General features: G+C 64.5%; 24 protein-coding genes and 1 riboswitch. Of the genes, 16 read left to right on the forward strand and 8 right to left on the reverse strand.

Annotated features, from left to right (window positions below; translation table 11 throughout):
* The first annotated feature begins 214 nt into the window (after positions 1-214).
* The 4 genes from ACYQ01_RS07500 (at position 215) to fliS (ending at position 4,689) form a co-directional block, all read left to right on the forward strand.
* Entirely contained in the window at positions 215-1,111 is an 897-nt protein-coding gene (locus ACYQ01_RS07500; protein ID WP_459933213.1) for a flagellin N-terminal helical domain-containing protein, read from the forward strand.
* Positions 1,112-1,397: 286 nt separating this feature from the next.
* Positions 1,398-2,297 carry a flagellin N-terminal helical domain-containing protein gene (locus ACYQ01_RS07505; RefSeq protein WP_459933214.1) on the forward strand — a complete coding sequence of 300 codons (900 nt, stop codon included), beginning with the start codon at positions 1,398-1,400 and terminating at the stop codon, positions 2,295-2,297.
* Between the two features lie 124 nt (positions 2,298-2,421).
* Complete coding sequence (fliD, locus tag ACYQ01_RS07510; RefSeq protein ID WP_459933215.1) at positions 2,422-4,149, forward strand: flagellar filament capping protein FliD; 1,728 nt, start codon at positions 2,422-2,424, stop codon at positions 4,147-4,149.
* An 18-nt stretch (positions 4,150-4,167) separates the two neighbouring features.
* Positions 4,168-4,689, forward strand: a complete 522-nt coding sequence (fliS, locus tag ACYQ01_RS07515) for a flagellar export chaperone FliS (protein ID WP_459933216.1) — start codon at positions 4,168-4,170, stop codon at positions 4,687-4,689.
* Positions 4,690-4,702: 13 nt separating this feature from the next.
* Here fliS and ACYQ01_RS07520 read toward each other — a convergent pair whose 3' ends face one another.
* Positions 4,703-7,102: a tetratricopeptide repeat-containing diguanylate cyclase gene (locus ACYQ01_RS07520; protein WP_459933217.1), complete on the reverse strand. Its 2,400-nt coding sequence runs from the start codon at positions 7,100-7,102 to the stop codon at positions 4,703-4,705.
* Positions 7,103-7,237: 135 nt separating this feature from the next.
* Between ACYQ01_RS07520 and ACYQ01_RS07525 the strand changes: the two genes are divergently transcribed.
* The 8 genes from ACYQ01_RS07525 to ACYQ01_RS07560 all read left to right on the forward strand — a co-directional run bounded on the left by ACYQ01_RS07525 (position 7,238) and on the right by ACYQ01_RS07560 (position 12,576).
* Positions 7,238-7,864 (forward strand): MBL fold metallo-hydrolase, encoded by a 627-nt coding sequence (locus ACYQ01_RS07525; RefSeq protein WP_459933218.1) that lies wholly within the window; start codon positions 7,238-7,240, stop codon positions 7,862-7,864.
* Positions 7,861-8,469: a flavodoxin family protein gene (locus ACYQ01_RS07530; protein ID WP_459933219.1), complete on the forward strand. Its 609-nt coding sequence runs from the start codon at positions 7,861-7,863 to the stop codon at positions 8,467-8,469. Before ACYQ01_RS07525 ends, ACYQ01_RS07530 begins: the two co-directional genes overlap by 4 nt.
* Positions 8,466-9,314, forward strand: a complete 849-nt coding sequence (locus tag ACYQ01_RS07535) for a ComFC family protein (protein WP_459933220.1) — start codon at positions 8,466-8,468, stop codon at positions 9,312-9,314. The genes ACYQ01_RS07530 and ACYQ01_RS07535 overlap by 4 nt, the downstream gene beginning before the upstream one ends.
* Positions 9,315-9,380: 66 nt before the next feature.
* On the forward strand, positions 9,381-9,692 hold the full coding sequence (rplU, locus tag ACYQ01_RS07540; RefSeq protein ID WP_459933221.1) for a 50S ribosomal protein L21: 312 nt from the start codon (positions 9,381-9,383) through the stop codon (positions 9,690-9,692).
* Positions 9,693-9,702: 10 nt separating this feature from the next.
* The gene (rpmA, locus tag ACYQ01_RS07545; RefSeq protein ID WP_459933222.1) at positions 9,703-9,969 is read left to right on the forward strand and encodes a 50S ribosomal protein L27; all 267 of its coding nucleotides are present in this window, start codon (positions 9,703-9,705) and stop codon (positions 9,967-9,969) included.
* A 222-nt stretch (positions 9,970-10,191) separates the two neighbouring features.
* The gene (locus tag ACYQ01_RS07550) at positions 10,192-11,190 is read left to right on the forward strand and encodes a flagellar motor protein MotB (protein WP_459933223.1); all 999 of its coding nucleotides are present in this window, start codon (positions 10,192-10,194) and stop codon (positions 11,188-11,190) included.
* A gap of 18 nt (positions 11,191-11,208) precedes the next feature.
* Positions 11,209-12,069, forward strand: a complete 861-nt coding sequence (gene motA / locus ACYQ01_RS07555; protein WP_459933224.1) for a flagellar motor stator protein MotA — start codon at positions 11,209-11,211, stop codon at positions 12,067-12,069.
* A gap of 51 nt (positions 12,070-12,120) precedes the next feature.
* Complete coding sequence (locus ACYQ01_RS07560; RefSeq protein ID WP_459933225.1) at positions 12,121-12,576, forward strand: response regulator; 456 nt, start codon at positions 12,121-12,123, stop codon at positions 12,574-12,576.
* A gap of 190 nt (positions 12,577-12,766) precedes the next feature.
* On the opposite strand, the gene ACYQ01_RS07565 is transcribed toward ACYQ01_RS07560, so the two are convergent.
* The 5 genes from ACYQ01_RS07565 to ACYQ01_RS07585 form a co-directional block, all read right to left on the reverse strand.
* Positions 12,767-12,970: a hypothetical protein gene (locus ACYQ01_RS07565; RefSeq protein WP_459933226.1), complete on the reverse strand. Its 204-nt coding sequence runs from the start codon at positions 12,968-12,970 to the stop codon at positions 12,767-12,769.
* Positions 12,971-13,026: 56 nt separating this feature from the next.
* Entirely contained in the window at positions 13,027-13,509 is a 483-nt protein-coding gene (locus ACYQ01_RS07570; protein WP_459933227.1) for a chemotaxis protein CheW, read from the reverse strand.
* 12 nt (positions 13,510-13,521) lie between these two features.
* On the reverse strand, positions 13,522-15,549 hold the full coding sequence (locus tag ACYQ01_RS07575) for a methyl-accepting chemotaxis protein (protein WP_459933228.1): 2,028 nt from the start codon (positions 15,547-15,549) through the stop codon (positions 13,522-13,524).
* Positions 15,550-15,684: 135 nt separating this feature from the next.
* Positions 15,685-16,746: a tetraacyldisaccharide 4'-kinase gene (locus ACYQ01_RS07580; RefSeq protein ID WP_459933229.1), complete on the reverse strand. Its 1,062-nt coding sequence runs from the start codon at positions 16,744-16,746 to the stop codon at positions 15,685-15,687.
* A 45-nt stretch (positions 16,747-16,791) separates the two neighbouring features.
* Entirely contained in the window at positions 16,792-17,493 is a 702-nt protein-coding gene (locus tag ACYQ01_RS07585) for a Bax inhibitor-1/YccA family protein (protein WP_459933230.1), read from the reverse strand.
* 248 nt (positions 17,494-17,741) lie between these two features.
* Positions 17,742-17,878: riboswitch (cobalamin riboswitch) on the forward strand.
* Positions 17,879-18,157: 279 nt separating this feature from the next.
* Between ACYQ01_RS07585 and ACYQ01_RS07590 the strand changes: the two genes are divergently transcribed.
* Together ACYQ01_RS07590 and ACYQ01_RS07595 are read left to right on the forward strand one after the other, a co-directional pair.
* The gene (locus tag ACYQ01_RS07590) at positions 18,158-19,084 is read left to right on the forward strand and encodes a radical SAM protein (protein WP_459933231.1); all 927 of its coding nucleotides are present in this window, start codon (positions 18,158-18,160) and stop codon (positions 19,082-19,084) included.
* Positions 19,081-20,178: a glycosyltransferase family 2 protein gene (locus ACYQ01_RS07595; RefSeq protein ID WP_459933232.1), complete on the forward strand. Its 1,098-nt coding sequence runs from the start codon at positions 19,081-19,083 to the stop codon at positions 20,176-20,178. Before ACYQ01_RS07590 ends, ACYQ01_RS07595 begins: the two co-directional genes overlap by 4 nt.
* A gap of 79 nt (positions 20,179-20,257) precedes the next feature.
* Here the strand turns inward: ACYQ01_RS07595 and ychF are convergent, their stop codons facing one another.
* On the reverse strand, positions 20,258-21,358 hold the full coding sequence (gene ychF, locus ACYQ01_RS07600) for a redox-regulated ATPase YchF (protein ID WP_459933233.1): 1,101 nt from the start codon (positions 21,356-21,358) through the stop codon (positions 20,258-20,260).
* Between the two features lie 330 nt (positions 21,359-21,688).
* On the opposite strand from ychF, the gene ACYQ01_RS07605 reads away from it, so the two are divergent.
* Positions 21,689-22,699, forward strand: coding sequence for a phosphotransferase family protein (locus ACYQ01_RS07605; RefSeq protein WP_459933234.1), 1,011 nt, complete (start codon positions 21,689-21,691; stop codon positions 22,697-22,699).
* On the forward strand, positions 22,696-23,433 hold the full coding sequence (locus ACYQ01_RS07610; protein ID WP_459933235.1) for an HAD family hydrolase: 738 nt from the start codon (positions 22,696-22,698) through the stop codon (positions 23,431-23,433). The genes ACYQ01_RS07605 and ACYQ01_RS07610 overlap by 4 nt, the downstream gene beginning before the upstream one ends.
* 351 nt (positions 23,434-23,784) lie before the next feature.
* On the opposite strand, the gene ahbD is transcribed toward ACYQ01_RS07610, so the two are convergent.
* A complete protein-coding gene (gene ahbD, locus ACYQ01_RS07615; RefSeq protein WP_459933236.1) occupies positions 23,785-24,996 on the reverse strand; it encodes a heme b synthase in 1,212 nt (403 codons plus the stop codon).
* Positions 24,997-25,015: the final 19 nt, after the last annotated feature.

The following is a 25,015-nucleotide window of genomic DNA, read 5'->3' on the forward strand; positions in this document are numbered from 1 at the left end:
CCGCGCGGTCTTCCGGTGTTTTTCCCGGATGGCCAGCGCGGTTTTCGCGTTTTTTTCCCGAGGAGGCCTAAAGTTGGCCTCCGGGAAAACGATAAGAGCGCCAGAAAGGGTGCGATATCGACCAGCGCCGCAGGACCTCCAGGTCCGGCGGGGGGAGGGGTTCCCGGCCGGTCGAAAAGGCAAGGAAGCCACCTGCATTCAAGGAGGAAGCACAATGTCTCTCGTTATCAATCACAATATGATGGCGACGACCGCCACCCGGAACCTGAACACCGCCTATTCCCAGTTGGCCACTTCGACCAGGCGCCTGTCTTCAGGACTTCGCGTGGGAACGGCCGCGGACGACGCCGCCGGCCTGGCGGTGCGCGAGTTGATGCGTGCCGACATCGCCTCGCTCAATCAGGGCGTGCGCAACGCCAACGACGCCATCTCGCTGATCCAGACCGCCGACGGCGCCCTGGGCGTGGTGGACGAAAAGCTCATCCGCATGAAGGAACTGGCCACCCAGGCGGCCACGGGCACCTACACTTCCGACCAGCGTCTGATCATCGACTCCGAATATCAGGCCATGGCCTCGGAAATCACCCGTATCGCCAAGGCCACGGACTTCAACGGCATCTACCTGCTCAACGGCAACCTCTCCGGGGATACCTACAACGGCACGGGGCTGACCTCCACCGGCAGGCTCAAGGTCCACTTCGGTTCGGGCAACCTGTCGGCGGAAGACTACTACTACATCAAGATCGACAATTCCACGGCTTCCGCCTTCGGCCTGGGCCTGGGCGCAACGGCCACCACCGACAACGCCGGGCGGTCCATCTCCACCCAGGAACTGGCGCAAAAGGCCCTGGACCAGATCAACAAGGCCATCATTTCCAAGGACAAGATCCGCGCCAACCTGGGCGCCCTGCAGAACCGCCTGAGCAACACGGTGCAGAACCTGCAGATCCAGGGCGAGAACCTCCAGGCCGCCGAGTCGCAGATCTCCGACACCGACGTGGCCACGGAAATGACCCAGTTCGTGCGGTCCCAGATCCTCACCCAGTCCGCGGTGGCCATGCTCTCCCAGGCCAACAGCCTGCCCAGAATGGCCCTGTCGCTCATGAGCTAGACGCGGCTCGCCCTTTTGCCTCCGCATGACTGAAAGGACCGCCTTCGGGCGGTCCTTTTCTTTTGTCATCCCGCCAGGAAACGCTCCGCTCCGCCCCGTTTCGTTCCCGATCGGCCTTCGACCTCCGGGGAATTCTCGTCACAGCCCCTAAAGGATTTTCCAGCTCCACCGATAGGAAGGTCAAATTCGCAACGCCACGCGCGGGGCCACCGCCCCAAGCGGAAGGAACGTTTCCGGGCGCGGCGAACAAGGCAAGGACGCCAATCTTTTTCACGGAGGAAATGTTATGTCGCTCGTTATCAACCACAACATGATGGCGATGACCGCCACCCGGAACCTGAACAGCGCCTATTCTTCGCTGGCCACTTCAACCAGGCGTCTGTCCTCGGGACTTCGCGTCGGCACCGCCGCCGACGACGCCGCCGGACTGGCCGTGCGTGAGCTGATGCGTTCGGACATCTCTTCGCTCAACCAGGGCGTGCGCAACGCCAACGACGCCATTTCGCTGATCCAGACCGCAGACGGCGCCCTGGGCGTGGTGGACGAAAAGCTCATCCGTATGAAGGAACTGGCCACACAGGCGGCCACGGGTACCTACACCTCCGACCAGCGTCTGATCATCGACTCCGAATATCAGGCCATGGCTTCGGAAATCACCCGTATCGCCAACTCCACGGACTTCAACGGCATCCACCTGCTCAACGGCAACCTCTCCGGGGATACCTACAACGGCACGGGGCTGACCTCCACCGGCAAGCTCAAGGTCCACTTTGGCACCAGCAACCTGTCGGCGGAAGACTACTACTACATCAAGATCGACACCTCCACGGCTTCCGCCTTCGGCCTGGGCCTGGGCGCAGCGGCCAGCACCGACAACGCCGGGCGGTCCATCTCCACCCAGGAACTGGCCCAGAAGGCCCTGGAACAGCTCGACAAGGCCATTATCTCCAAGGACAAGATCCGCGCCAACCTGGGCGCCCTGCAGAACCGCCTGAGCAACACGGTGCAGAACCTGCAGATCCAGGGCGAGAACCTCCAGGCCGCCGAGTCGCAGATCTCCGACACCGACGTGGCCACGGAAATGACCCAGTTCGTGCGGAACCAGATCCTCACCCAGTCCGCGGTGGCCATGCTCTCCCAGGCCAACAGCCTGCCCAGAATGGCTCTGTCGCTGATTCAGGGTTAACATCGGCAAAGACGGCGGACGGCCGGGCCTTCGCGAAAAGGCCCGGCCTCCACCCCGGTGGCGCGAGGATTGCTACTTCCTGACAGGGACGCCCGTCCCGGCAAGAATTACCGAGGGAAGAGCCATGCCAATTGGAGACGTCACCGCTGGAAGCATAGCCGGCCAAGTCCATTTTTCGGGCCTGGGCAACGGCACGGACTTCGATACGCTCATCACCAAGCTGGTCCAGGTGGAGCAGAACCGCTCCGACATCTACAAGACCTGGAAGCAATCCTGGCTGGACAAGAATACCGCCTTCAAGGACCTGAACGCCCAGATGCTCACGCTGCGCACGAGTCTGCTCAGCATGAACACCATGGGAACGTTTCTCGCCAAGTCCGCCACCACGACGTCCTCCACCACCTCGGCGACGGTGATCACCGCCACGGCCAATGGAGATGCGGAGGTGGGCTCGCACACGTTCGAAGTCAAGCAACTGGCCCAGAACAAGGTCATGGTCACGGATACCGGCTACTCCTCGCTCACGTCCAACGTGAACTCCTTGGGCACGACGGCCACGTTCAACTACACGTACAAGGGTGTCACGGTTTCCAACGCCATTCCGGCCAGCGCCTCCCTGTCCGACGTGATGAACATCATCAACATGAACCCCGGCAACAACGGGGTCCGCGCCATCACCATTTACGACGGGTCGAGGTACTACCTGCAGGTGCGCGGCCTGGACACCGGAGCGGCGGCCTCGCTGGCCATCGCCTCCAGCACAACCCTGGTCGGTTTCGGCGCCGCCAACTTCGACACGTCCCAGAACAACCAGGACGCCCAGCTCAAGGTGGACGGCTGGCCCTCGGGAACCAACTACATCTCGCGCCCGAGCAACTCCGTCTCGGACATTCTGACCGGCATCACCATGAACCTCAAGGCGTCGGGAGCGGGCACGATCACCGTGGCCACGAACGTCGACTCCGTGGTTCAGAACGTGCAGACCTTCGTCAACCAGGTGAACCTGGTGCGCCAGAAGCTCCTCAGCCTCACCAAGTACGACGCCACCACCAAGCAGGGCTCCATTCTGACGGGCAACTACGGCCTGCAGATGATCAACAGCATCATGAACGACATAACGGCCAACATGGGGGTGGGTTTCGATCCCCAGCAGGACCGTTTTTCATCCCTTTCCTCGCTCAACTACTCCTCCAACGGCAACTCCACGTACCAGATCCTCTATACGGACGCCATGGAAGGGTCGACGACCGAGGGCATGCTCCTCTTGAACACGACCAAGCTCAGACAGTTGTTGACCACCGACGCCAACGCCGTGGGGGAAATCTTTTCCGCCAACATGATCGGAACGACCAACTCGGCGGACGTGAGCTACGGGTCCTACATCACGAACCTCACCAAGGGGGGAACCTACGACCTCAAGTACACCGTGACCGGTGGCAAGATCGTTTCGGCCACCCTCAACGGCCACCCGGCCCTGTTCCACTCCAATTCCAACACCATCACCGGCATGGGCGGCTACCCGGAAGCCGGTCTTTCCGTGCGCGTCAACAACCTGACCACCGGCAGCTACGACCATGTCGTGCGCCTCAAGCAGGGCAAGATTCCCGAACTGGCCGACGAGTTGAACGACCTGACCAACGCCACCAACGGCCCGCTCAACATTTTGCAGAAGAACTACGTCACCATCGCCGACGACATTCAAAAGAAGATCGATCAGGAAACAGCCCGCGTTTCCCGTTTGGAGACGCATCTGCGAAACCAGTTCGCCAAGCTCGACGCGCTGCTCGGCACCTACAACCAGCAGGGTACGGCTTTGGCCCAGCAGATTTCGCAGATGTCCCAAAGCAGTTGAACCTAAGGAGCGACCATCGTGTACAAGGCAGCCCAGGCGTATATGCAGACCCAGGTCACCACCACCACCCAGGGTGACCTGCTCATCATGCTCTTCGACGCCTGCATCAAGTTTCTCAAGCAGGCCAAGGAACGGATAACGGCCAGAGACTTCGCCAACAAGGGCGTGCTCATCTCCAAGGCGCTCGACATCATCGCCGAACTGCAAAGCAGCCTGAATCCCCAAAAGGGCGGCGACCTGGCGGACAACTTGAGCAAGCTCTACCTGTTGTGTTCGAGCAAGCTCCTCATGGCCAACCTGCACATGGATCTCAACCAGATCGACCAGGTCATCGACATGCTCGGCGGCATCCGCGACGCCTTCGCCCAGATCAACACGCCGGAACTGAGCCCCCAGGCCCCGACCCCGGTCCAAACCAGCCGTTTCACAGGCACCGGAGCGACCTTGGCCACCATGCCCAAGCCCGCTCCCTCGGCCACCCCAAACCACAAGGCCTTCGCGGCCTACGCCATGGCGGGAAAGAACAGGGCGGTGGGTTAGCCGCCGCCCTGTCCTACAACCCCTTGCTTCTGGCCTGCTTGGCCTCCTCGGTCTTGCCCTGGGCCTCCAGGGCGCGGGCCAATTCCAGCCAGAAGGGCTTCTGTTCGGGTCGAAGCGCCGCGCTTTGTCGCGCCAGCAGTTCGGCTATGCCGGGATCTTCCTCTCCATCCAGATAGAGTTTGGCCAACATGTGCAGGGCGAAGGCGTCCTTGGGGTCGTGCACCAGGGCCTGGTGCAGGTGCTCGCGGGCCTCTTCGGGCCGGCCGCGCAGCAGGGCCAGCCGGGCCAGGTGCCTTCTGGTCGGCGCCGTGCCCGCGGGCAGGGAGGCCGCGCGTTCGTAGTACTTTCTGGCCTGGGCGAGCTTGCCCGCTTCCTCGGCCATGCGCCCCAGACGCAACAGGCAGTAGACGTCCGTAGGATTGAGGCGCAGACAGCGCTGATAGTCCTTGCGGGCCTGGGCGTCCTCTCCCAGGCGCTGGCAGGCGTAGCCGTGGTTGTAGAGCGCCATGAGGTTCTTTTTGTCCCGGGCCAGCACCCGTTCGAATTCGGCCTTGGCCTGGGGCATGCGTCCGAGCCGGGCCAGGCAGATGCCTAGGGAATTGCGGGCCAGCAGGTTGCCCTCGTCGGCCAGGAGGGCCAGCTTGTACTCCTCGATGGCCCCGTAGACATCGCCCAGGGTGAACAGCCTGTCCGCGCTGATGGTCAACGAAATGGAGTCGAACGCCGCCAGCTTGCGCCCCTGGGCGATGAGCAGGCTGTGATCCAGGGCCTTGCGACAGTTTTCCAGCACCTGGGCCTTGCCGAAGTTGAGAAAGGGATAGCCGGCCAGACCGCAGGCCAATTCCAGGCCCAGGCGGGTCTTGGCCTGGTCGATGAGCTCCTCGAAACGGGGCGTGAGCGACTGGGGGTCCTGTCCGGGCGCGAAAAGGATGAGGCTGCCCGAAGAAAATCTCCCCCCCTGGAAGTCCGCCCCGAAAATCTCCCGGCACAGGGCCGTGACTTCCTGCACCCGGGCCTCGGTGGACCCCTGGGTGCGGTCCTTGCCCGGCTCGGGCAGGCGCACCAGGCCCAGGGTAAAGACCGAAAGGCTCTCGCGGGCCTGGCCCACGTGGCGCAGAAAGTCCCGGTGGCCGAGCAGTCCGCTCACCATGTCGCGCTTGGGCGGGGCATTGGAGTCGGAATCGGTGGAAAAACGCTCCTCGGGTTCCTGGGCGAGCAGCAGACGGTCGCCGGGCTCCACGTTCCAAGTGGGATCGGTCAGGTGCAGGGTCTCGGCGAACGACACGTCCTGCTGCACTTCGAGCAGCATGATTTCGGCCTTGACCATGGAAGGATAACGCCCCGTGAGCCGGGAGTCGGCTCCCCGGCGCAGATCGGCGTCGCGCTCGAACCGGGGAGACCAGACCAGAAAGCGCTGCCCCTCCTTGGCGTCCACGCCGCGCCCCAGGCTCACGGCCATGCGTCCCAGGGGAAGAATCTCCAGCACTTGGCCGCCCTCGCGCAACAGTTTTCCAAAGCTCATGGTCTGGTCGCGGCCCAGGTCCTTGGCGCACAAGAGGGCCTGCCGGGCCTTTTCCACCAGCACCCGGGCCTGCTCGCCCACGGGAGCGGCCAACTGCCCGCCGTGCAGGTCCTGCGGAAAGGCGGCCACGCCCGCGCTCACCGTCAGTTTCAGATGGTCGCCGCTCACCGGATATTCGAACACTTCGGCGGCCACGGCGGCGCGGTAGGCGTCGGCCGCCTCCTGGCTGCGGGCCAGGGACGCGCCGGGTAAAAACAGGGCGAACACGTCCTCTCCCAGACGCGCGGTCAAGGCGTCGCCCGGAGCGACTCGGGTCAGCACGGCGGCCGCCCTGGCCAGCACCTGTTCGCCGAAGAGATAGCCGTAATGCTGGTTGATCCAGGCGAAACGGTCCATGTCGAAAAGCGCCAAGCCGAAACACCCGCGCGAATGCTCGGCCGGAGTTTCCATGACATTGGCCGATCCGGGCAGGATGCACTGTTGCACCAGTCCGATCTCGTGCTCCAGCGCGGCCAGCAGACGCGACCGCGTGGCCAGCCCGGTCACGGGGTCCTGCCTGGCGGCCTTGCGCAGGGCCAGGTTGGCGAGGCACACCCGCACCGCCTTGGCCAGCAGGGGCAGGCTGGTCTTGGAATGGGCCAGCCTGGCGCCCTTGGCCAGAAACAGCCCGAAAAATTCTTCGTCCAGCACCAGGGGGACGAGCAGGCGCTGCTCGCGGGAGTGGTACTGGGGCTCGGGTGGCTGCTGGCCTGGCGGGGGGAAGTAGATGCTGTGGGATTTGAACGGAATAAGCGAGGCGACGAGATCCCGCAGGGCGTGTTCGTAGCGCAGGATGTCCGCACGGGTGAGGCGCGCGCCCTTGGGGCCTGGGAGTTCCGGCTGGTTTGGCATAGACAGGGTGTACAGACCGCAAGCCAGGACCGCAAGGGGGCTTGCGGGGACTCGGGACCATAGGCTAGACACCAGCCTTGGCCGCTCGCGTCGGCCGCATTCCAGACCACAAAGAGCCCACAGGCGGGAGGCCCCATGAAAGTCGCTATTTTTCCCATCGGACCCCTGGAAACCAACAGCTACCTGGCCATAGAAGGCGACAAGGCCGTGGCCGTGGACGTGGGCGGCGATCCCACGCCCATGCTCAAGGTGTTGTCGAAAAACGAACTCACCCTGACCCACATCCTGCTCACGCACCTGCACTTCGACCACATCTACGGCGTCAAGGCCCTGCAGGAGGCCACCAGCGCCCCGGTGCTCACCGGCGAAAAAGACCTCTACCTCATGCGCGACGAACTGGGCATGGGCGGAGTCATGGGACTGCCCCGGGTTCCCCCCTTCAAGGCCGAAGCCATCTCCCTGGGCGAACACACCATCCTCGACCAGCCCTGCATGGTGCTGCACACGCCCGGACACACCCCGGGGCACCTGTGTTTCTCCTTTCCCAAGGCCAAGGTGCTCTTCGCCGGCGACCTCATCTTTTACCGTTCCATCGGACGCACGGACTTCCCCGGCGGCGACTACGACCAGCTCATCGAAAGCGTGAGGACCCAGGTCTTCACCCTGCCCGGCGACACCATGGTCTATCCCGGACACGGACCGGAAACCACGGTCGCCGACGAAAAGATGCACAACCCCTTCTTCACGGAATTCACCCGGTGAACCCGGACCCGGCGTGCGCCGCGGGGCCTCTGGTCGTGGCCTGCGGCCCCCGGCCCGGCGGCAACACCGCCTGGGCCGCGAACCGCATACGTGACGCGCTCGCGGCCCAGGGGCTTTCGCCGGTCCTGGCGCGCCTGGCGGACTTCGACGTCCTGCCCTGCACCGGCTGCCAGGCCTGCGCCCACACCCCCGGCCACGCCTGCGTTCTGGCCGGACAGGACCAGGCCGAGGAACTCTTCGCCGCCATCGAGCAGGCAAGCGGACTGTTTTTCGTCTCGCCCATCTATTTTTACCACCTGCCGGCCCTGTTCAAAGCCTTGATAGACCGCTCGCAACGCTTCTTCGCGGCGCGCCAGGCCGGGGACCTCTCCCACGTGGGGCCGCAGGGACGCCAGGCCCACGTCTGCCTGGTGGCCGGTCGGCCACGCGGGGCCAAGCTTTTCGAAGGCTCGCTCCTCACCCTGCGCTATTTCCTCTGGCCCTTCGGGATCGCCCTGGCCGAGCCGCTCACTCTCATGGGCCTGGACGGGCCGGGCGACCTGGCCGCCGACACCGAGGCCGTCCCGCGCCTGGACGACTGGACCGCGAACGCGGCCCGCGCGTGAACACCCCCCGTCGCACGCCCCGGCGCGGACCGCTCGGCCTGGCCGCGAGCCTGGGGCGCTGGGCCGGCGCGCTCGTATCCTCCCAGGTGCTGGCCGGACGTTGCGCCATGTGCGCCGCCATGGTCCAACACCCGGACAAGCGGCTGGGCCTGTGCCCGGCCTGCCTGGAAACCCTGACCACCCTGCCGGACGACCTGTGCCCGATCTGCGGCGAGCCCTTCTCCGCCCGGTCGACAACCAAGGGCCGGGACCAGACGCCCGCCCCGACCGACGCCCCGCCTCACGCCGAAGCCGTCGCGGTGTGTCCGGCCTGCCTGGAATCCCCCCGCCCCTGGGACGCCCTGGGCTTTTGCGGCCTCTACCGGGGGAACTTGCGCGAACTCATCCTGGCCTTCAAGTTCCGGGGCGGACTCGGACGCGCGGACCTTCTGGCCGGCCTTCTTCTGCACGCCTACCGTCAAGGACTTGGCCGTCCGGGCGGCTTCGACTCCGCCGGGCCCGACCTGGTGGCCGCCGCCCCCCTGCACGGCGGACGACTTTTGCGTCGCGGCTACAACCAGAGCTTCGAGCTGGCTCGTCTCCTGGCCCGGCGGCTGGACCTCGCGGCCCCGGCCCGGGCCGTGGTCAAGGTGCGCTCCACCACGCCCCAGAGCCGACTGGGCCGGGAAGCCCGGCTGCAAAACACGCTCGGGGCGTTCAAGGCCGACCCGGGCCTGGTGGCGGGACGCCGGGTGCTGCTGGTGGACGACGTGCTCACCACCGGGGCGACCCTGGGCGAAGTGAGCCGGGCGCTGAAGGCGGCCGGGGCCGTTTACGTGGAAGCATTGGTTCTGGCCAAGGATTGACAAATCCGGGCTTGACTTTTTGCTCCCACGCCTTGTAAGAACGGTTTCCCCGTTTCGGAGGTTGACATGTACGCGATAGTTGAAACCGGCGGTAAACAGTACCGCGTGGAAGAAGGCGCCAAGATCAACGTGGAATTGCTTCCCGTGGAAAACGGCGCCGAGGTGGCCCTGGAAAAAGTGCTCCTCGTGGATGCGGGCGGCGACGTCAAAGTCGGCGCTCCCTACGTTGACGGCGCGAAGGTGACTTGCGAGGTCGTGGACCGGATTCGCGGCCCCAAGGTCGTGATCTTCCACAAGTGGCGTCGCAACGACGCCCACAAGAAGATCGGCCACCGGCAGGACTACACCACCCTGAAGATCAAGTCGATTCAGGCTTAGGAGACAGGCCATGGCTCATAAAAAAGCAGGCGGCTCCTCGCGCAACGGTCGCGACAGCGCCGGACAGCGTCGGGGCGTGAAGCGTTTCGGCGGCCAGGCTGTGCGCGCGGGCAATATTCTCGTGCGTCAGTTGGGCACCAAGTTCCACCCCGGTCAGAATGTGGGCCTGGGCAGAGACTACACCCTGTTCGCTCTTATCGATGGGACTGTGTCCTTCGAGAAGTATACCCGCAACAAAGTGGTGAAGACCAGGGTGCATGTAGTTCCGACCGCCTGACGGTCGGATGCGATTTTGCCATAGACGCGGAGCGACTGCATGTCGCTCCGCGTTTTTGTGTTTGCTTTCCCTCCCCCCTGTCGGCTTGCGCACTTTTCCGCCAGGCCCTATAGCTTTTGCACGTGTGGCGAGCGCCGGGCGCCCTGCCCGCGCAACCGCCCGGGCGGTGGTGTATGGCCCGCGTTTTGCAGGAAATTCCTGAGACCACGTTGAGGGAACTTCATGGCCGACAAGGAACATAAAAAAATCATCATCAAGAAGGTGAAGAAGGGCGGACACGGCGGCGCTCACGGCGGCAGTTGGAAAGTCGCCTACGCCGACTTCGTCACCGCCATGATGGCCTTTTTTCTGGTCATGTGGCTGGTCAATTCCGTGACGCAGGAAAAGCGGGAACAGATCGCCCAGTATTTCCAGAGCTTCAGCCTGTTCGACAATGCCGGCAAGCCCGGCCTGGTTCCCTCGCAGGACCTCTCGGCCCTGAACCCCGAGACCACACCTCCCCCCATCCAGCCCATTTTCGAAAGCCCCCAGGGCCCCGCCCAGGAAGCCAGCCAGGCCGAAATCAAGGCGGAAGAGATCAAGAAGGAAATCGAGGCCAAGACCCCGGACCTGGCCAAGCAGGTCAGCGTGAAGACCGTCAACGACAAGGTGATTTTCGACCTTACCGAAGACTCCAAGGGCAAGCCCCTGTTCGCCCTGGGCCGGGCCGACCTCACCCTCGACGCCAAGCGGGCCCTGGCCGCCGTGGCTCCCAAACTCCTGGTGGCGGGAGCGAAGCTGACCATAGAAGGCCACACCGACGCCTACGAGTATTCCGGGGACAAGTTCACCAACTGGGAGCTTTCCACGGACAGGGCGTCCGCCGCCCGGCGCGAGCTGGAAAAGGCCGGCCTGCCGGCCGACGAACTGGCCGCTGTTTCCGGCTATGCGGCCACACAACCCTTTGTGCCGAACAATATCTATGATCCGCGCAACAGGCGCATCCGCCTGGTGCTCGAGGTTCCGCCCAAGCCCGGCGAAAAGCCCCAGGGTCAAGCCGGCGCCAACGGGGCCGGCCAGGGGCAGACGGCCGGCCAGACCGCGCCGGGCAAGACGCCCGACAAGACCGCCAAGCCCGAGGAACCGCCTGTCCCCGCCTCGCCCATCCCCAAGGAAAAGCGTGAGATTCTGGACCAGCGCATGGACAATCTCTACGACGCGCAGACCCGAGGCAAACTCTAACCAGGAAAAACGCCAGACATGTTCGCCATTGTCGGAATCGCCATCGTCCTCGGGGCGGTCATACTGGGCTACACCCTGGAGCACGGGAATTTCGGCGTGCTCTGGCAGCCCGCCGAGCTCATCATCATCTTTGGCGCGGCATTCGGCTCCCTGATTCTGGCCTCGCCCAAGGATATCATCATCGCCGTGTTCAAGGGCGTGGGGGGCATTTTCGGCTCGGGCAAGGGCAGCAAGCCGTTTTTTCTCGACATGCTCATCATGTTGTCCATGCTCTTCATGAAAATTCGTCGCGAAGGCCTGGTGGCTATCGAAAAAGACATCGAAGGCCCGGAGTCCAGCCAGATCTTCACCGGATTCCTCAAGGACAAATCCAACAAGTTCATCGTGGAGTTCGTCTGCGACACCATGCGGGTGTTTTCCACGGTGAACATTGAACAGCACGAGTTCGACAACATCATGGAAGCCGACATCGAGGCCTACATGCACGAGGCCCTGGCTCCCTCCCAGGCCGTGAGCAAGGTGGCCGACGCCCTGCCGGGCCTTGGCATCGTGGCCGCGGTGCTCGGCGTCGTCATCACCATGGGCTTCATCAGCGAGCCCCCCGAGGTCATCGGCCATCACGTGGGCGCGGCCCTGGTGGGAACGTTTCTGGGCGTGCTCATGTGCTACGGCTTTGTGGGGCCCATAGCCACCAACATGGAATACAAGGCCAAGCAGGGCGAAGTGTGCCTGACGGTCATCAAAAGCGCCCTGGGTTCGTTCGTGGGCGGCAACCCTCCCCCGGTGGCTTTGGAAGCCGGCCGGAGGGCCATACCGAACCACCACCGTCCCTCGTTCCAGGAGCTCGAAGAGGCGGTGAAGGCCTCCAAGGGCAAGTAGGCCGTCCCGGACGGCTCGATGTCACACACGGACAACGCGAGCGGAGACAACATGGGTCAAAAAAATTGCCCGCCCCCGCACGGGAGCGAACAGGACCGAAACCCGTCCGCCGAAAACGCGGCCGAGCCCTTGCGCGTGTTGCTGGTTGACGACCTGGAGCTGGTCCGACGGGCCTTGAGCCTGGGACTGAGCGCCCAGGACGGCCTGGCGGTGGTGGGCGGGGCCCAGGACGGGGCGCAGGCCCTGGTGTTGGCCCAACAACTCGTCCCGGACGTCGTGCTGCTCGATCTGTGCATGCCCGGCCCGCCCACGGCCTTGACCGTATCGGGCCTCAAGGCCCTTCCCCACGTTCCGGTGGTGCTGGCCCTCTCCGCCAGACAAGACCCCGAAGCCCTGCGCCACGCCCTGGCCGCCGGGGCGGACGGCTACCTTTCCAAGGCCATGCCCCCGGACGAACTCGCCGACGCGATCAAACAGGCCTGCGACGCCGCTGAGCGCCGGCCCTGACGCGGTTGCGTCCCGGGGACCAGAACCGAGGGAACCTTCCCCAAGCGCCCCGCCTCTCGGGGCGCGTCTCTCACCGGAGCCGTGCAGCCGGCCGGCCATAAAAAAAGCTCCCGGCGTGAACCGGGAGCGTATGGCGCTTGCACAAACTTTCCGCGCGTCGAAGAGCGAAGCCCCGTCGTGATCGTGTTGTTCAGGTCGTCCGGTTGGCCAACTGCCCCTTGAGCGTTTCCACCACGATGGTGCTGGAACTGCTGCTGGCGCTGATAAAGGCGTCAAGATCCTTGTTTCGCACCTTGGCCGCGGCCACCCCGTTCTGAACGACCAAATCGTTGATGATGTTGGCCACGGGCTCCTTGGGCATCCCGGTTTCCGGGGAGGTGGGGTAGAGGTCCATATCGACGCTCCTTGCTTCTCTCTCTTCTAAGCGCGCCAAGATTTCCTGGCAAGAGGCTAGGCTTCCTCGCCGCGCATTTCCCCGGCCTGGGGCAGGTCGGTATCCGAGAAGACCTTGTCGATGTCCAGCACGATGATGAATGCGTCTCCGTGCTTGCCGATACCCGAAATGAACTCGGACCGAATCGACGTGCCCATCTTGGGAGCCGGTTCGATGTCGGCCTCGGCCAAGTCCATCACTTCCTTCACCGAGTCGGCCAGGGCGCCGAGCAGGGTTTCTTCCCCGTCGATGGTCACCTCGACGATGATGATGCAGGTGTCCACGGTGCGCACGTTCTCGCTCATGCCGAACTTGAGCCGGACATCCACCACGGGAACGGCGCGGCCGCGCAGGTTGATGACTCCCCGAATATGTTCCTGGGTCCTGGGGACCTTGGTGATCGGGGTGTATTCGAGCACCTCGCGCACCGAGGCGATGTCCAGGGCGAAGATTTCTTCGCCCAGAGTGAACGTGAGGTATTGGTTGGCGCTGTCGCTCATGACCCTGTCCCGCTAGAATTTCTCGAAATCGTCGTCATCGGCCGAGCCGAGGTCCAGATTGATCTTGGCCCCGCCGGACTTCTTGGGCGCGGCGGACTTGGCCTTGACGGGCTTGTAGTCCGAGTGGGACGCCATCAGGGCCTTGGGCTGACGCCTGCGGCCGGTGGTGTTGAGCTTGAAAAAGCCGATGGTCGCCAGGAGCTGCTCGGCCTGGCTGGAAAGCTCTTCGGACGTGGAGGCCATTTCCTCGGAGGCGGAAGCGTTCTGCTGCACCACCTGGTCGAGTTGCTGCACGGCCTTGTTGATCTGGTCGGACCCGGCGTTCTGTTCCCGGGAGGCGGCGGCGATTTCCTGCACGAGTTCAGCCGTGCGTTTGATGTCCGGCACGATGGCGGCCAGCATGACGCCGGCCTGCTCGGCCACGGCCACGGACTGGGAGGACAGGCCCGAAATCTCGGCGGCGGCCAGACCGGAGCGTTCCGCCAGTTTGCGCACTTCGGCGGCCACCACGGCGAACCCCTTGCCGTGCTCGCCGGCGCGCGCGGCCTCGATGGCCGCGTTCAGGGCCAGCAGGTTGGTCTGGCGGGCGATCTCTTCGATGATGGAAATCTTTTCCGCGATCTGCTTCATGGCATCCACGGTCTGGGCGACGGCCTGACCGCCCTGCTCCGCGTCACGGGCGGCCTTGAGGGCCATGGCTTCGGTCTGCACGGCGTTGTCGGCGTTCTGCTGGATGTTGGAGGCCATTTCTTCCATCGAGGAGGAAACTTCCTCGACGCTGGCCGCCTGCTCGGAAGCTCCCTGGGACAGGGACTCGGCCGTGGCCGACAACTCGGTGGAACCCGAGGCCACGTTGTCCGCGCCTTCGGAGATTTCCTCCATCACCTCGGAGAGGCGTTTGGTCATCTGGCGCAAGGCCTCGGCCAGCATGCCGATCTCGTCCTTCTGATTGACGTCGAGCCGCTGGGTGAGGTCGCCTTCGCTCATGCGCTGGGCAAAGGCCACGCCCAGGGCCACCGGACCGGTGATGCCCCTGGTGATGACCACGGCCACCACCACGCCCAGGATCAAGGCCAAAACCAAGCCGATGCTCACGCTGGTGACGGCCGAGGAAAGCTTTTCCACGGCCAGAGCCGTGCCTTCCGTGGTCTGCTTCAGACCGGCAAGGGCCGTTTCCTTGGCGGCGGCCGTGACGGCGAGGGCCACGCCCAAGCGCTTTTCGCTCACATCCTGAAGGGCCTGCAAATTCTTGACGTAGATGTTTATTCCCTCGCGGTAGCTGGCCAGGGAGCTGGTGATCACCGCCAATTGCTTGATGTTCTTCTCCTGCCTCACCACCGGGCGCAGCTTGGCCAGCAGGGCGGAGATCTCGTCGAATTGCTTGAGGTTGTCCTGGATGAACTTCGGATCCTTGTTGGCCATGCCGTAGAGAAAGGCCACGCGGATGTTGCCGGTCTTGACCAGCACCTCTTCCATCCAGGAGAGTTTCTGCACCCGCTCCCGCATGACGCCCGATTCGAACTTGGATGTGATGTCCTGGTTGGCGGCGTCGACCTGATCGCCGTAGAAATCGGCGGCCATCTTCACGTAGGTTTCACCGGTCCGACGCATGGTGACCAGATTTTCCGCCAGGGCCTTGTTGATGACGTTGGTCTGGTCCAGCAGCTTTCGGAATTCGCCCACCAATTGGGTGGCCTTCTCGGTGTTCCGCTTGAGATCTTCAAGGCGAGGATATTTCTGGGCCAGGGCGCGGGCGTCGGCCAGAGCCTGTTCCACAGCGGCGAGCCTTTTCTGGCTGGCTTCCCAGGATTTTTCATCACCCGTGAAGCCGTAGATGCGGGTTTCAAGCATCATGGCCCGGGCGGTGCGTTCGACCGCGGAGGCCACGTCCACCTGGGGGGCGATTTCCTGGCTGAGCTGGCTGGCCATGTTGCCGACGCCGTTCATGTTCAGGATGGCCAACCCCCCGACACAAACCAGGATGAAGATGAGGATCCCGAAGCCAAGTCCGATTTTCAGGCCGAGTTTCATATTCTTCATAAGTCACCTTTCCGTGCAGGGGGAGGAGGAGCCGTCCCTATGGACGCTGTTTCGCCAAATGTGAACACTCTAGCCGAGAAGTGCCGTCCAAGTCGAGCGCTAAGCGCTCCTTGACGAAAAAAACACGCATTCTTCTCAGCCAAGGTCCGCAAAGATCGTTTCCCACCAGGGAGTGAAGGCCTGTCCGCCCAGCAGACACGGCCCGATCACCACGTCGGGGTCGTAGGTCCACAGCACGCGTCCGGGTACGCGGTCCAGCCCCAGGGCGGCCTCGGGAGTGGCCAGGACATGGGGGGTTTTCATGCGCGTGGCCTCTTGGGCTATCTGGGCCCTGTCCTGCGGCGTAAAATGGTGGGCGTCGTCCACGATAATCTGAAAGCGGGGCCCCTGGCCCAAAAAGGCGCGCGCGGCCTTGGCGGCCATGTCGTGATGGGAGTCGCCGGCCACCAGCATGTAGGGCTCGCCGTCCAGGGTTTCGGTGGTCTCCCCGGTGGTGGGGCGACGCAGACGCCACAGGCGCGGGTGCAGCGGAAAGACGGGTTTCCCGAACTTGGCCAGCCTGCGCTCCACCAGGTTGCGGCGCAGGGTCAGGTCTTCGGGGCTTATGCACACCACAAAGGCCGCCGCTCGATTCAGGGCCTGGGCCGATTCCCTCCACCACCCGGCCGGCAGCGGCCGGTTCCAGCCCTTGTCCAGATCCTGGGGGGTCAAGACCACCACGTCCGCGCCGCGCCTGGCGGAAAGATCGCTGAAGTGTCCGCACAAAAGATAGAAGTCGGGATTGGCGGCCTTTTTCGCGGCTCGTCCCGCCCGCGCCGGCCTGCGGTCGCAATAGACCAGGGCTTCCGGCCGGTAGCGCGCCAGCAGGGCGGCTTGCGCTCCGCAGTGAAAGGGGTCGGTGCCGGCATCCACGCGCATGGGGGGATCGCTCGGCCCGCCCCATCCGGGATGAACCAGGGCCGCCGCGCGAAGCCCCCGCGCCCGGGCCCAGCCGAGCATCCAGGCCGAGACGAGCGTTTCTCCCCACGCCCCCACGGCCAGGGTGCCCACCCCGACGCACGGGGCCTTGGGATTCCAGGACGGAAGCAGGCGCTTGCGGTACAGCCAAGCCGAGGCCCGACGCCCCAAAGCGTACAGGCCGGCGGGAAGGGAAAGCAGGGGACGCAGACGACGCTGCCAGTCAAGAAGCTCGTTCATGGGAAGAAAGGCCGGGAACCCGCAGGTCCCCGGCCCGATTCGGTGCTAGTCGCGGCTGGAGCCGAAGAGGCGAAGCATCATGAGGAAGAGGTTGATGAAGTCGAGATACAGGGTGAGCGCGCCCATGATGGAGCCCCGGCGCAGGGCCGCGGCGTCGTCCATGGGGGCGTAGTCGCCCATGTCCTTGAGCTTCTGGGTGTCGTAGGCGGTGAGTCCCGTGAAGATCAACACGCCCACGCAGCTGATGATGAGATCCATCATCGTGTTCTTGAGAAAGACGTTGACCAGCATGGCCAGCAACAGGCCGATGAGGCCCATGAAAAGAAAGCTGCCCAGGGAGGTCAGGTCGCGCTTGGTGACCATGCCGTAGACGCTCATGGCCACGAACATGCCCGCGCTCACGGCAAAGGCCGAGGCGATGGAAGAGCCCGTGTACACGAGAAAGATCGGAGCCAGGGTGACGCCGTTGAGTCCGCTGTAGACCAGGAACAGGCCGGTGGCCGCTCCGGGAGACATGCGCGAAACGCGGGCCGAGAGGTAGAACACCATGCCCAGTTCCGCGATGAGCAGCACCCAGATGAGCGGGGAGCCGAAAATGGCCTGCATCAGGGCCGGACTGGAAACCACGGCCAGGGACATGACGGCCGTGAGGGCCAGGCCGCCGGCCATCCAGCTGCAGACGCCGCGCATGAAGGCGCTCAGAACCTCGGCGCGCGCGGCTGACTGTTGGGCGTTATAGCTGTACATGTATCGTCCTCCTTGGGGGGGTGCTCGTAATAATCACGCGATGAGATAACGCGCCAGGCCGGAACTGGCAAGAGGGGGATCGAGCCCGAACGTTAGCGGCGAAAACGAAGTTGCTAACGCGACCCGCGCCGGACCTGGCCGAACGCCGCACCGGCCAGGGGCTGAAACCGGGCGCGCGCGTCCGGGCTTGACGCGGTTTCGGCCGGGAGCTATTGGCCAAGGGTCTGCCTTATGACCTTTCGAGAAACGGAAGACGGTGCAAATCCGTCGCAGACGCGCTGCTGTAAGCGGGGAGAATCGGCCGCATCCACTGGGTAAGCCCCGGGAAGGATGCCGGCCATGAGACCCTGGTCCCGCGAAGGGACCGACCCGCAAGCCAGAAGACGCCTCGAAACGGTCGGCGTCCGAGCCTCGCGACATGGGCCGGAGTGACCAGGACGGGCGTCGCTTGCCGGCCACGCCGCGTCGTATCACCCCGTGCCCGTTTTCCCTCCAGGGAGAACGGGCGGATTCGTTTTCGCCCTCCCGCATCCGGTTCGTTTCGGTTCGCCGACCACAACCCGCGCCCAGCGCGGCGGAAACGGTTCGGACGCGCCCAAGTTTCGCGCCCGCCTGGCCGTCCAGGTCCGACCGGCTCCGTCCGCGCCCGCGCCGACGAGGGACCATGATACCGCTCGCCCGGATGCGCATCATCCAGATCGACATCACCAACGCCTGCCGCAACCGGTGCTCCAACTGCACCCGGTTCACCGGCCATCACCGCAAACCGTTCTTCATGGACTGGGATACGTTCCGCAGGGCCGTGGATTCCCTGGCGGACTTCCCGGGCATGGTGGGCATGATCGGCGGCGAGCCCCTGCTCCATCCCCGATTCGCCCGCATGGCAAAATACCTGGCCGAACGCGTGCCCGACAAGACCCGACGCGGGCTGTGGTCCACCGTGCCGGCGGATCTGGGCCGGCGCTACGGCCCCCTGGTGCGCGAAATCTTCGGCCATCTCTTCTGCAACGACCACAGCGCCGACCGCATCCTGCACCAACCCCTGCTCGTGGCCGCGCGCGAGATGGTGCCCGACGAAAACGAAATGTGGCGGCTGATCGACGCCTGCTGGGTGCAGACCACCTGGTCGGCCTCCATCACGCCCAAGGGGGCGTTTTTCTGCGAGGTGGCCGCCAGCCTGGACATGCTTTTCCACGGCCCCGGGGGCTGGCCTATCGAGCCCGGCTGGTGGCGACGCGTGCCCGAGGACTACCGGGAGCAAAAACTGCGCTCCTGCCCCCGTTGCGGCTGCGCCATTCCGCTCCAGCGCCGCCCGAGCGTCGAAGAGATCGACGACGTGAGCCCCGGCAACCTGGAAGCGCTCCTGGCCATCCGCTCGCCCAAGGCCCTGGCCGGTCGGGTGCGGATCTACGACGCGGGTCGGGCCAAGGACTGGAACCCGGACCCCAATTGGTACATGTCCGACATGCGGGACGAAAAGGCCTATCGCGAGCGCATAGAAGCCCGCTTCGCCGCGGCCCCCGACAGCGACGCGCGCCCCTGCGACGCGCCGTCCCCGCACCCCCTGGACAAAGGACCGCACGTCTCATGACGATCCATCATCTGCTGAGCCGGCCCGGCGCGATCGGCCAGGCCATGCGCCAGGCCCAGGCCCTTTCGTCCGGACGCGCCGCCGGCCCGGACCAGGTTCACGCCCGCAAGCCGCGCGTCAGCTTCATCGTGACCAGCTACAACTACGCCCGGTACATCGTGGAGTGTCTGCGTTCGGTCCTGGCCCAGACCTACGACAACTGGGAGTGCGTGGTGGTGGACGACGCCTCGTGCGATCAGAGCGTGGCCCTGGTGCGCGAGTTCCTGGAACAAAACCGGTCCGGGGAGCGTTTTCGGCTCCTCGAACGTGCGGCCAACGGTGGCCAAATGGAAGCCTTTCGCGACGGCCTGGCCCTGTCCACGGGCAGTTTCGTGGTCATGCTGGACGCCGACGACACGCTGTTGCCCGACTTCGCCCTGGCCCACCTGCGCGCCCACCTGACCCTGGGGCCCACCGTGGCCTTCACCAGTTCGAACCAGTACCAGATGAGCTCCACCGGCGAGATCATCGGCGGCCAGCACATGGATCACCAGTCCAAGGGGCGGTTCCGCCACGTGCGCGCGACGAGCTTTCAGCGGGGATTCTGGGTCTGGGCCACGGCCAGCAGCATGATGTTTCGCCGCTCCACCCTGGAGCTGGTCATGCCTCCGCCCAGCTCCACGTTCTCCATCTGCGCGGACTACTACATCGCGCACTTCTGCAACCTGATCGGCGACTCCCTGCTCATCCCCACGATCCACGGCTGCTACCGCCGCCACGGGAAGAACAATTTCGGCTCCAACCCGTTGCTGGGCAATTTGAACAGCGTGGGCGACATGCGCAACCATCCGCCGCACGAGAGCTTCCGCAGGGCCATGGTGGCTCATGTTCTGGGGAACATCGACCGATTCCGGCCCATTTTCATGGAAAAAGGACTGGTGAACCTGCTGCTGCGCATGGTCAAGCCCGGCGAGCTCCCGGGCCTGGTCAAGCACCATCCCGAGGCGTTTCCCAGGCCCCTGCCCTACTACCTGCTCCAGGCTTGGAAGTGCTGGTGGAAAAAGAAAACGACGCCCGCCAGCGAAAAATTCGCCGTGGTGGACAAGCCGACCTGAGCCTTCGCCCGGCGGCCGGAAGGCTTCCAGGCCCGCCGGGAAGGCGAAAGACCGCCCGGTCCTTCACGGGCCCGGCGCGCTACACGTTGAAAAGAAAATGCACCACGTCGCCGTCCTTGACCACGTACTCCTTGCCCTCCTGGCGCAGGACTCCGGCGGAGCGGCAGGCGGCCTCGGTCTTGTGGGTCACGTAGTCGCCGTAAGAAATGACTTCGGCCCGGATGAATCCCCGCTCGAAGTCCGTGTGAATGACCGCCGCCGCCCTGGGGGCCTTGTCGCCGTCGTGGATGGTCCAGGCGCGCACCTCCTTGGGGCCGGCGGTGAAGTAACTGACCAGCCCCAACACCTGGTATCCGGTGCGGATGACCTGATCCAGGCCCGAACTCTCCACGCCGTAGGAGGTCAGGAACTCGGCCCGCTCCTCGTCGGAAAGCGCGGCCAGCTCCTCTTCCATTCGAGCCGAAACCACCACCATGCGGGCGTCGCGAGCCTGGGCGTGTCCGGCCAGGGCCGCGACCAGGGGACCGGGCTCGGCCAGTTGGTCTTCCGAGACGTTGGCGCAGTAGATCACGGGCTTGTCGGTGATGGGACGCATCTCGTCGTAGAGTTCGACAAAAGCGTCCTGGTCGCGCTCGGGCAGACTGGCGGCGGGCTTGCCTTCCATGAGGTGGGCCAGCAGCCGTTCGGCGCAGGCCAGGCGGGCCTGATGCTCCTTTCCGGCCTTGGCCTGCTTGCGCAGACGGTCCATGCGGTTTTCCAAGGCCTGGGCGTCGGCCAGGATGAGCTCGGTTTCGATGACGTTCACGTCTTCCAGGGGATCGATGGCCCCGTGCACGTGCACCACGTCGTCGTCCACAAAACAGCGCACCACGTGCAAAATGGCCTGGGTCTCGCGGATGTTGGCCAGGAACTTGTTGCCAAGCCCTTCCCCCTGGCTCGCGCCCTTGACCAAACCGGCGATGTCGGTGAACTCCACCGTGGCCGGCGTCACCTTTTGGGGGCTCACCAAAGCGGCCAAGGCGTCCAGCCGGGAGTCCGGCACCGGCACCACGGCCTTGTTGGGCTCGATGGTGCAGAAGGGATAGTTGGCGGCCTGGGCGTTTTGGGCTCGGGTCAGGGCGTTGAACAGGGTGGACTTGCCCACGTTGGGCAGGCCGACGATTCCGATGCTAAGCGACATGGCGACACCTTGGCGCCCGCCGGGACCGGCCCGGGCGGGACGAACGGACTGAAGGGTTCGATTTCGCGCCGGATCTCGACGCGGCGTTCGGACGCATTCCCGGGCCGAAGCGCGGGGTCGAAAAGGCCAGGCGCCAGATCCGGGGCCCGGCCGGCGCGTTCCGGGGCGCTTCTACCCCGGCTTCGCCCCGGAGTCCAGGGGGAGACGAAGCCCGCTTGTAAGGACCGACCGGAATTGTTACGAACAGGCGTCGCTCGTTTCCAGCCTCAGCCCAGCGCTCGCACGCACCACGGGCGGATTGTTTGGACCCTTATCGCCCGGAGTGCGCTCATGCCCGGCGTCTACATCGGCCACGTCGTCACCGCCGACCCGCTCTACGCCTTTATGCGCGACGATCTTCTGCCCCAGATGGGCGTGTTCTCCCGCACGCCCAGGTTGCGCGTGTTCGCCCTGTCGGGGTCGCGCGCGGTCTATCTGTACGAAGACGCCGGCAGCGGCGCGCGCGTGGCGGGCAAGTTTCAGCGCCTGCCCGGCCGGTCGGGCCTGCCGCCGCGCTACGCCACCCAGACCGAGTACAACAACCTCGTGCACCTGCGCTCCCTGGGGTTCGACCACCACCCCGACTACGTGGTGCGTCCCCTGGGATACAACGCCGCCATGGGGCACGCGCTCTTCACCGAATTTCTCGAAGGCGATCCGCTGGACTCGGTGATCCGGGGCGCCATGCACCAGAACCGGCGTTCCCGGCTCTATCGCAAGCTCACGAACCTGGCCCGGTTCCTTTCCCGGCTGCACAACCGCACCGCCGGGGACTGGGGCGTGAACTTCGACCATGTGCACGCCTATTCCGACCGCCTGGTGGGATCGTTGGTGATCAAGCGCGGCCTGGGTTTCGACCAGGCCGACGAACTGCACCGCCTGCGCAACGCCTGGCGGGCCAACCCCGTCATGTGGCAGGACCGGGCGGTGCTCGTGCATGGCGACGCCACCCCGGCCAATTTTCTCTTCGGCAGCGGCCCCCACGTCATGGCCATCGACCTGGAACGCATGCAGTGGGCCGACCGGTGCTTCGATCTGGGGCGACTCTGCGGGGAGCTTGGCCACTTTTTCCACCAGGGGCTTGGCGATCCCCTGGCGGCCGAGCCTTTCATCGGCCACTTTCTCTGGGAGTACGCCTGTCACTTTCCCGACCGACAGCGGGCCTTTTCCGCCATCACCGCGCGCATTCCCTATTACATGGGCATCACCCTGCTGCGCATCGCCCGCAATTCCTGGATCGACCCGCACTACCGCCGGCAACTGGTGGAACGGGCCAAAACCGTTCTCAGAGGACACGCATGAAGATCAAGGGTCTGCTCTTCGACATCAACGGCACCCTCATCGACATCAACACCAACGAAGCCTACGACGAAATCTACCGCGCCATCAGCCGGTTTCTCCTCTACCAGGGGATCCTCCTCTCCGCGCAGGACGTGCGCGCCGAATACTACCGCCGCATGGACGAACAGAAAAAGGCCAGCGCCGAGTCCTTTGTCGAGTTCGACGCCGTGGAGGTGTGGCGGGCCTTTCTCCAGGCCCGGCCCGAGGCCTGCCGCGCGTTGCCGCCGGACAAGCTGATCTGGCTGCCCACGGTTCTGGCCGAGATGTACCGGGGGCTGTCCCTGTTTCGCCTGGAACTCTACGCCGAGGTACGCCAAACCCTGGACGCCCTGCGCCCCCGTTTCAGGATGGCGGCGGTTTCGGACGCCCAGAGCGCCTGGGCCCTGCCCGAAATACGCGCCATGGGGCTGGAGAGCTTTTTCGATCCCATCGTGGTCTCTGGCGACCTGGGATTTCGCAAACCCGACCAGCGCATCTTCGAACTGGCCCTCATGGGCATGGAGCTTGCCCCCTCGGAGGTGCTGTTCGTGGGCAACGACATGTACCGCGACGTGTTCGGGGCCTCCCGGCTGGGCATGAAGACCGTGTACTACGCCTCCAACCAGGGGCGCAAAAAAAGCGCCGGCGTGGAGCCGGACTACATTCTGTACCACTTCGGCCAATTGCTGGAAGCGGTGGACTTTTTCGAAAAATAACGACAACCAGAAGAAGTGCTATTGACAGGCTGGCACAGCAGATCAGCCGACCACATTCCACGTCCTGCCATACGAAAACCTATCGATCATTTATCTAAGTATATATTTATATACAAATATAAACTTAGCTCTTCAACACCAAGAAGGCAACTTGGCGAGAGAGTTAAAGAATATCAAAACAATCGAACGTGACAAAACGAACCGACTCGCAACGACGCCGCCCGCCAAGAACGCCGCTCAGGCCGCCAGGGCGAGTCCGAAGAAGAACGGCCGCCGTTACATTGCGGGAATCAAGAAGTCGAAAAGGCGGACCGTGCGGCAAAGATTCAGGATTCGAACTCCGTCACAAGCTCAGGACTTCCCCGCCCGTTTGGGCTGGTAGGAACACAGGGGCTCCGGTCCCATGGGGTCGCCGCCCATGGTGTAGGCCCGGGCCCGGCAGCCGCCGCACACCTTGTGGTATTCGCATGGACCGCACTTGCCTAGGTAGGCGCTCTGGTCGCGAAACTTGCGGAACCACTCGGTGTTGGCCCACAGTTCGGGAAACCGGGTTTGGAGCACGTTGCCGCAGTCGAGTTCGAGGTATCCGCAGGGCTGCACCACTCCCGAATGGGAAATGAAACAGAACCCCACCCCGCCCAGACAGCCCCGGGTCATGGCGTCCAGGCCGAAGGTGTCCGGGGTCACAGCCAGGCCTTCGGCGCGGGCGCGCTGGCGCATGATGCGGTAGTAGTGCGGAGCGCAGGTGGCCTTGAGGTGCATGGAGGTGGTTTTCCGGAAGTCGTAGAACCAGCCGAGCACTTCCTCGTATTCCTGGGGGCTTATGATCTGGCTCTCCAACTCGGCCCCGCGCCCGGTGGGAACGAGCAAAAAGATGTGCCAGGCTTCGGCGCCCAGGGACTGGGCCAGCTCGAAAATGCGCTTGAAGTTGTGCAGGTTGGACTTGGTGACCGTGGTGTTGATCTGAAATTCGATACCTGCCCGTTTCAGATGCTCGATACCTTGCAGGGCCTCGTCAAAGGCGCCGGGCACGCCGCGAAAGGCGTCGTGGGTGGCGGCCTCGGGACCGTCGATGGAGATGGAACAGCGCATCACCCCCACCTCTTTCATGAGCGTGGCGTTGTCCTCGTCCACCAGGGTGCCGTTGGGAGCCATGACGCATCGCAACCCCTTGGCGTTCGCGTAGGAGACCAGATCGGCCCAGTCCGGGCGCATGAGCGGCTCCCCGCCGGTGAAGATCACGATGGGCTCGCCCACCTCGGGAAAGGTGTCGATGAGCGCCCTGGCCTGGGCGTTGGTGAGCTCGCCGGGATAGGGCGCGAAATGCGCCTCGGCCCGGCAGTGCTTGCAGGCCAGGTTGCAGCGCCGGGTGATCTCCCAGGCGATAAGGCGCACGGGCGGCGCGCCGTTGGGCAACAACTTGGGCGGACCGCCGGGATGGGAGCCGGGATGGCCGGAAGGTTTCCCCGAGGGCCGCTTGTCCAAAGGCCGGTCGTCGGGCGTCCGGGCGTTTTGCGTGTCGGCGTCCCGCCCGTCCTCGGACCGTGTGCGATGGGAAGGCATGACGATGTGTCCTTGTCCT

Source organism: Fundidesulfovibrio butyratiphilus (genome assembly GCF_054657235.1).

What these genes read in the sequence shown, in the direction of transcription:
- ACYQ01_RS07500 (WP_459933213.1), top strand. Translation starts at nt 215, where the DNA reads ATGTCTCTCGTTATCAATCACAATATGATGGCGACGACCGCCACCCGG.
- ACYQ01_RS07505 (WP_459933214.1), top strand. Translation starts at nt 1,398, where the DNA reads ATGTCGCTCGTTATCAACCACAACATGATGGCGATGACCGCCACCCGG.
- fliD (WP_459933215.1), top strand. Translation starts at nt 2,422, where the DNA reads ATGCCAATTGGAGACGTCACCGCTGGAAGCATAGCCGGCCAAGTCCAT.
- ACYQ01_RS07520 (WP_459933217.1), bottom strand. Translation starts at nt 7,102, where the DNA reads ATGCCAAACCAGCCGGAACTCCCAGGCCCCAAGGGCGCGCGCCTCACC.
- ACYQ01_RS07525 (WP_459933218.1), top strand. Translation starts at nt 7,238, where the DNA reads ATGAAAGTCGCTATTTTTCCCATCGGACCCCTGGAAACCAACAGCTAC.
- rplU (WP_459933221.1), top strand. Translation starts at nt 9,381, where the DNA reads ATGTACGCGATAGTTGAAACCGGCGGTAAACAGTACCGCGTGGAAGAA.
- rpmA (WP_459933222.1), top strand. Translation starts at nt 9,703, where the DNA reads ATGGCTCATAAAAAAGCAGGCGGCTCCTCGCGCAACGGTCGCGACAGC.
- ACYQ01_RS07550 (WP_459933223.1), top strand. Translation starts at nt 10,192, where the DNA reads ATGGCCGACAAGGAACATAAAAAAATCATCATCAAGAAGGTGAAGAAG.
- motA (WP_459933224.1), top strand. Translation starts at nt 11,209, where the DNA reads ATGTTCGCCATTGTCGGAATCGCCATCGTCCTCGGGGCGGTCATACTG.
- ACYQ01_RS07560 (WP_459933225.1), top strand. Translation starts at nt 12,121, where the DNA reads ATGGGTCAAAAAAATTGCCCGCCCCCGCACGGGAGCGAACAGGACCGA.
- ACYQ01_RS07565 (WP_459933226.1), bottom strand. Translation starts at nt 12,970, where the DNA reads ATGGACCTCTACCCCACCTCCCCGGAAACCGGGATGCCCAAGGAGCCC.
- ACYQ01_RS07570 (WP_459933227.1), bottom strand. Translation starts at nt 13,509, where the DNA reads ATGAGCGACAGCGCCAACCAATACCTCACGTTCACTCTGGGCGAAGAA.
- ACYQ01_RS07575 (WP_459933228.1), bottom strand. Translation starts at nt 15,549, where the DNA reads ATGAAGAATATGAAACTCGGCCTGAAAATCGGACTTGGCTTCGGGATC.
- ACYQ01_RS07580 (WP_459933229.1), bottom strand. Translation starts at nt 16,746, where the DNA reads ATGAACGAGCTTCTTGACTGGCAGCGTCGTCTGCGTCCCCTGCTTTCC.
- ACYQ01_RS07585 (WP_459933230.1), bottom strand. Translation starts at nt 17,493, where the DNA reads ATGTACAGCTATAACGCCCAACAGTCAGCCGCGCGCGCCGAGGTTCTG.
- ACYQ01_RS07590 (WP_459933231.1), top strand. Translation starts at nt 18,158, where the DNA reads ATGATACCGCTCGCCCGGATGCGCATCATCCAGATCGACATCACCAAC.
- ACYQ01_RS07595 (WP_459933232.1), top strand. Translation starts at nt 19,081, where the DNA reads ATGACGATCCATCATCTGCTGAGCCGGCCCGGCGCGATCGGCCAGGCC.
- ychF (WP_459933233.1), bottom strand. Translation starts at nt 21,358, where the DNA reads ATGTCGCTTAGCATCGGAATCGTCGGCCTGCCCAACGTGGGCAAGTCC.
- ACYQ01_RS07605 (WP_459933234.1), top strand. Translation starts at nt 21,689, where the DNA reads ATGCCCGGCGTCTACATCGGCCACGTCGTCACCGCCGACCCGCTCTAC.
- ACYQ01_RS07610 (WP_459933235.1), top strand. Translation starts at nt 22,696, where the DNA reads ATGAAGATCAAGGGTCTGCTCTTCGACATCAACGGCACCCTCATCGAC.
- ahbD (WP_459933236.1), bottom strand. Translation starts at nt 24,996, where the DNA reads ATGCCTTCCCATCGCACACGGTCCGAGGACGGGCGGGACGCCGACACG.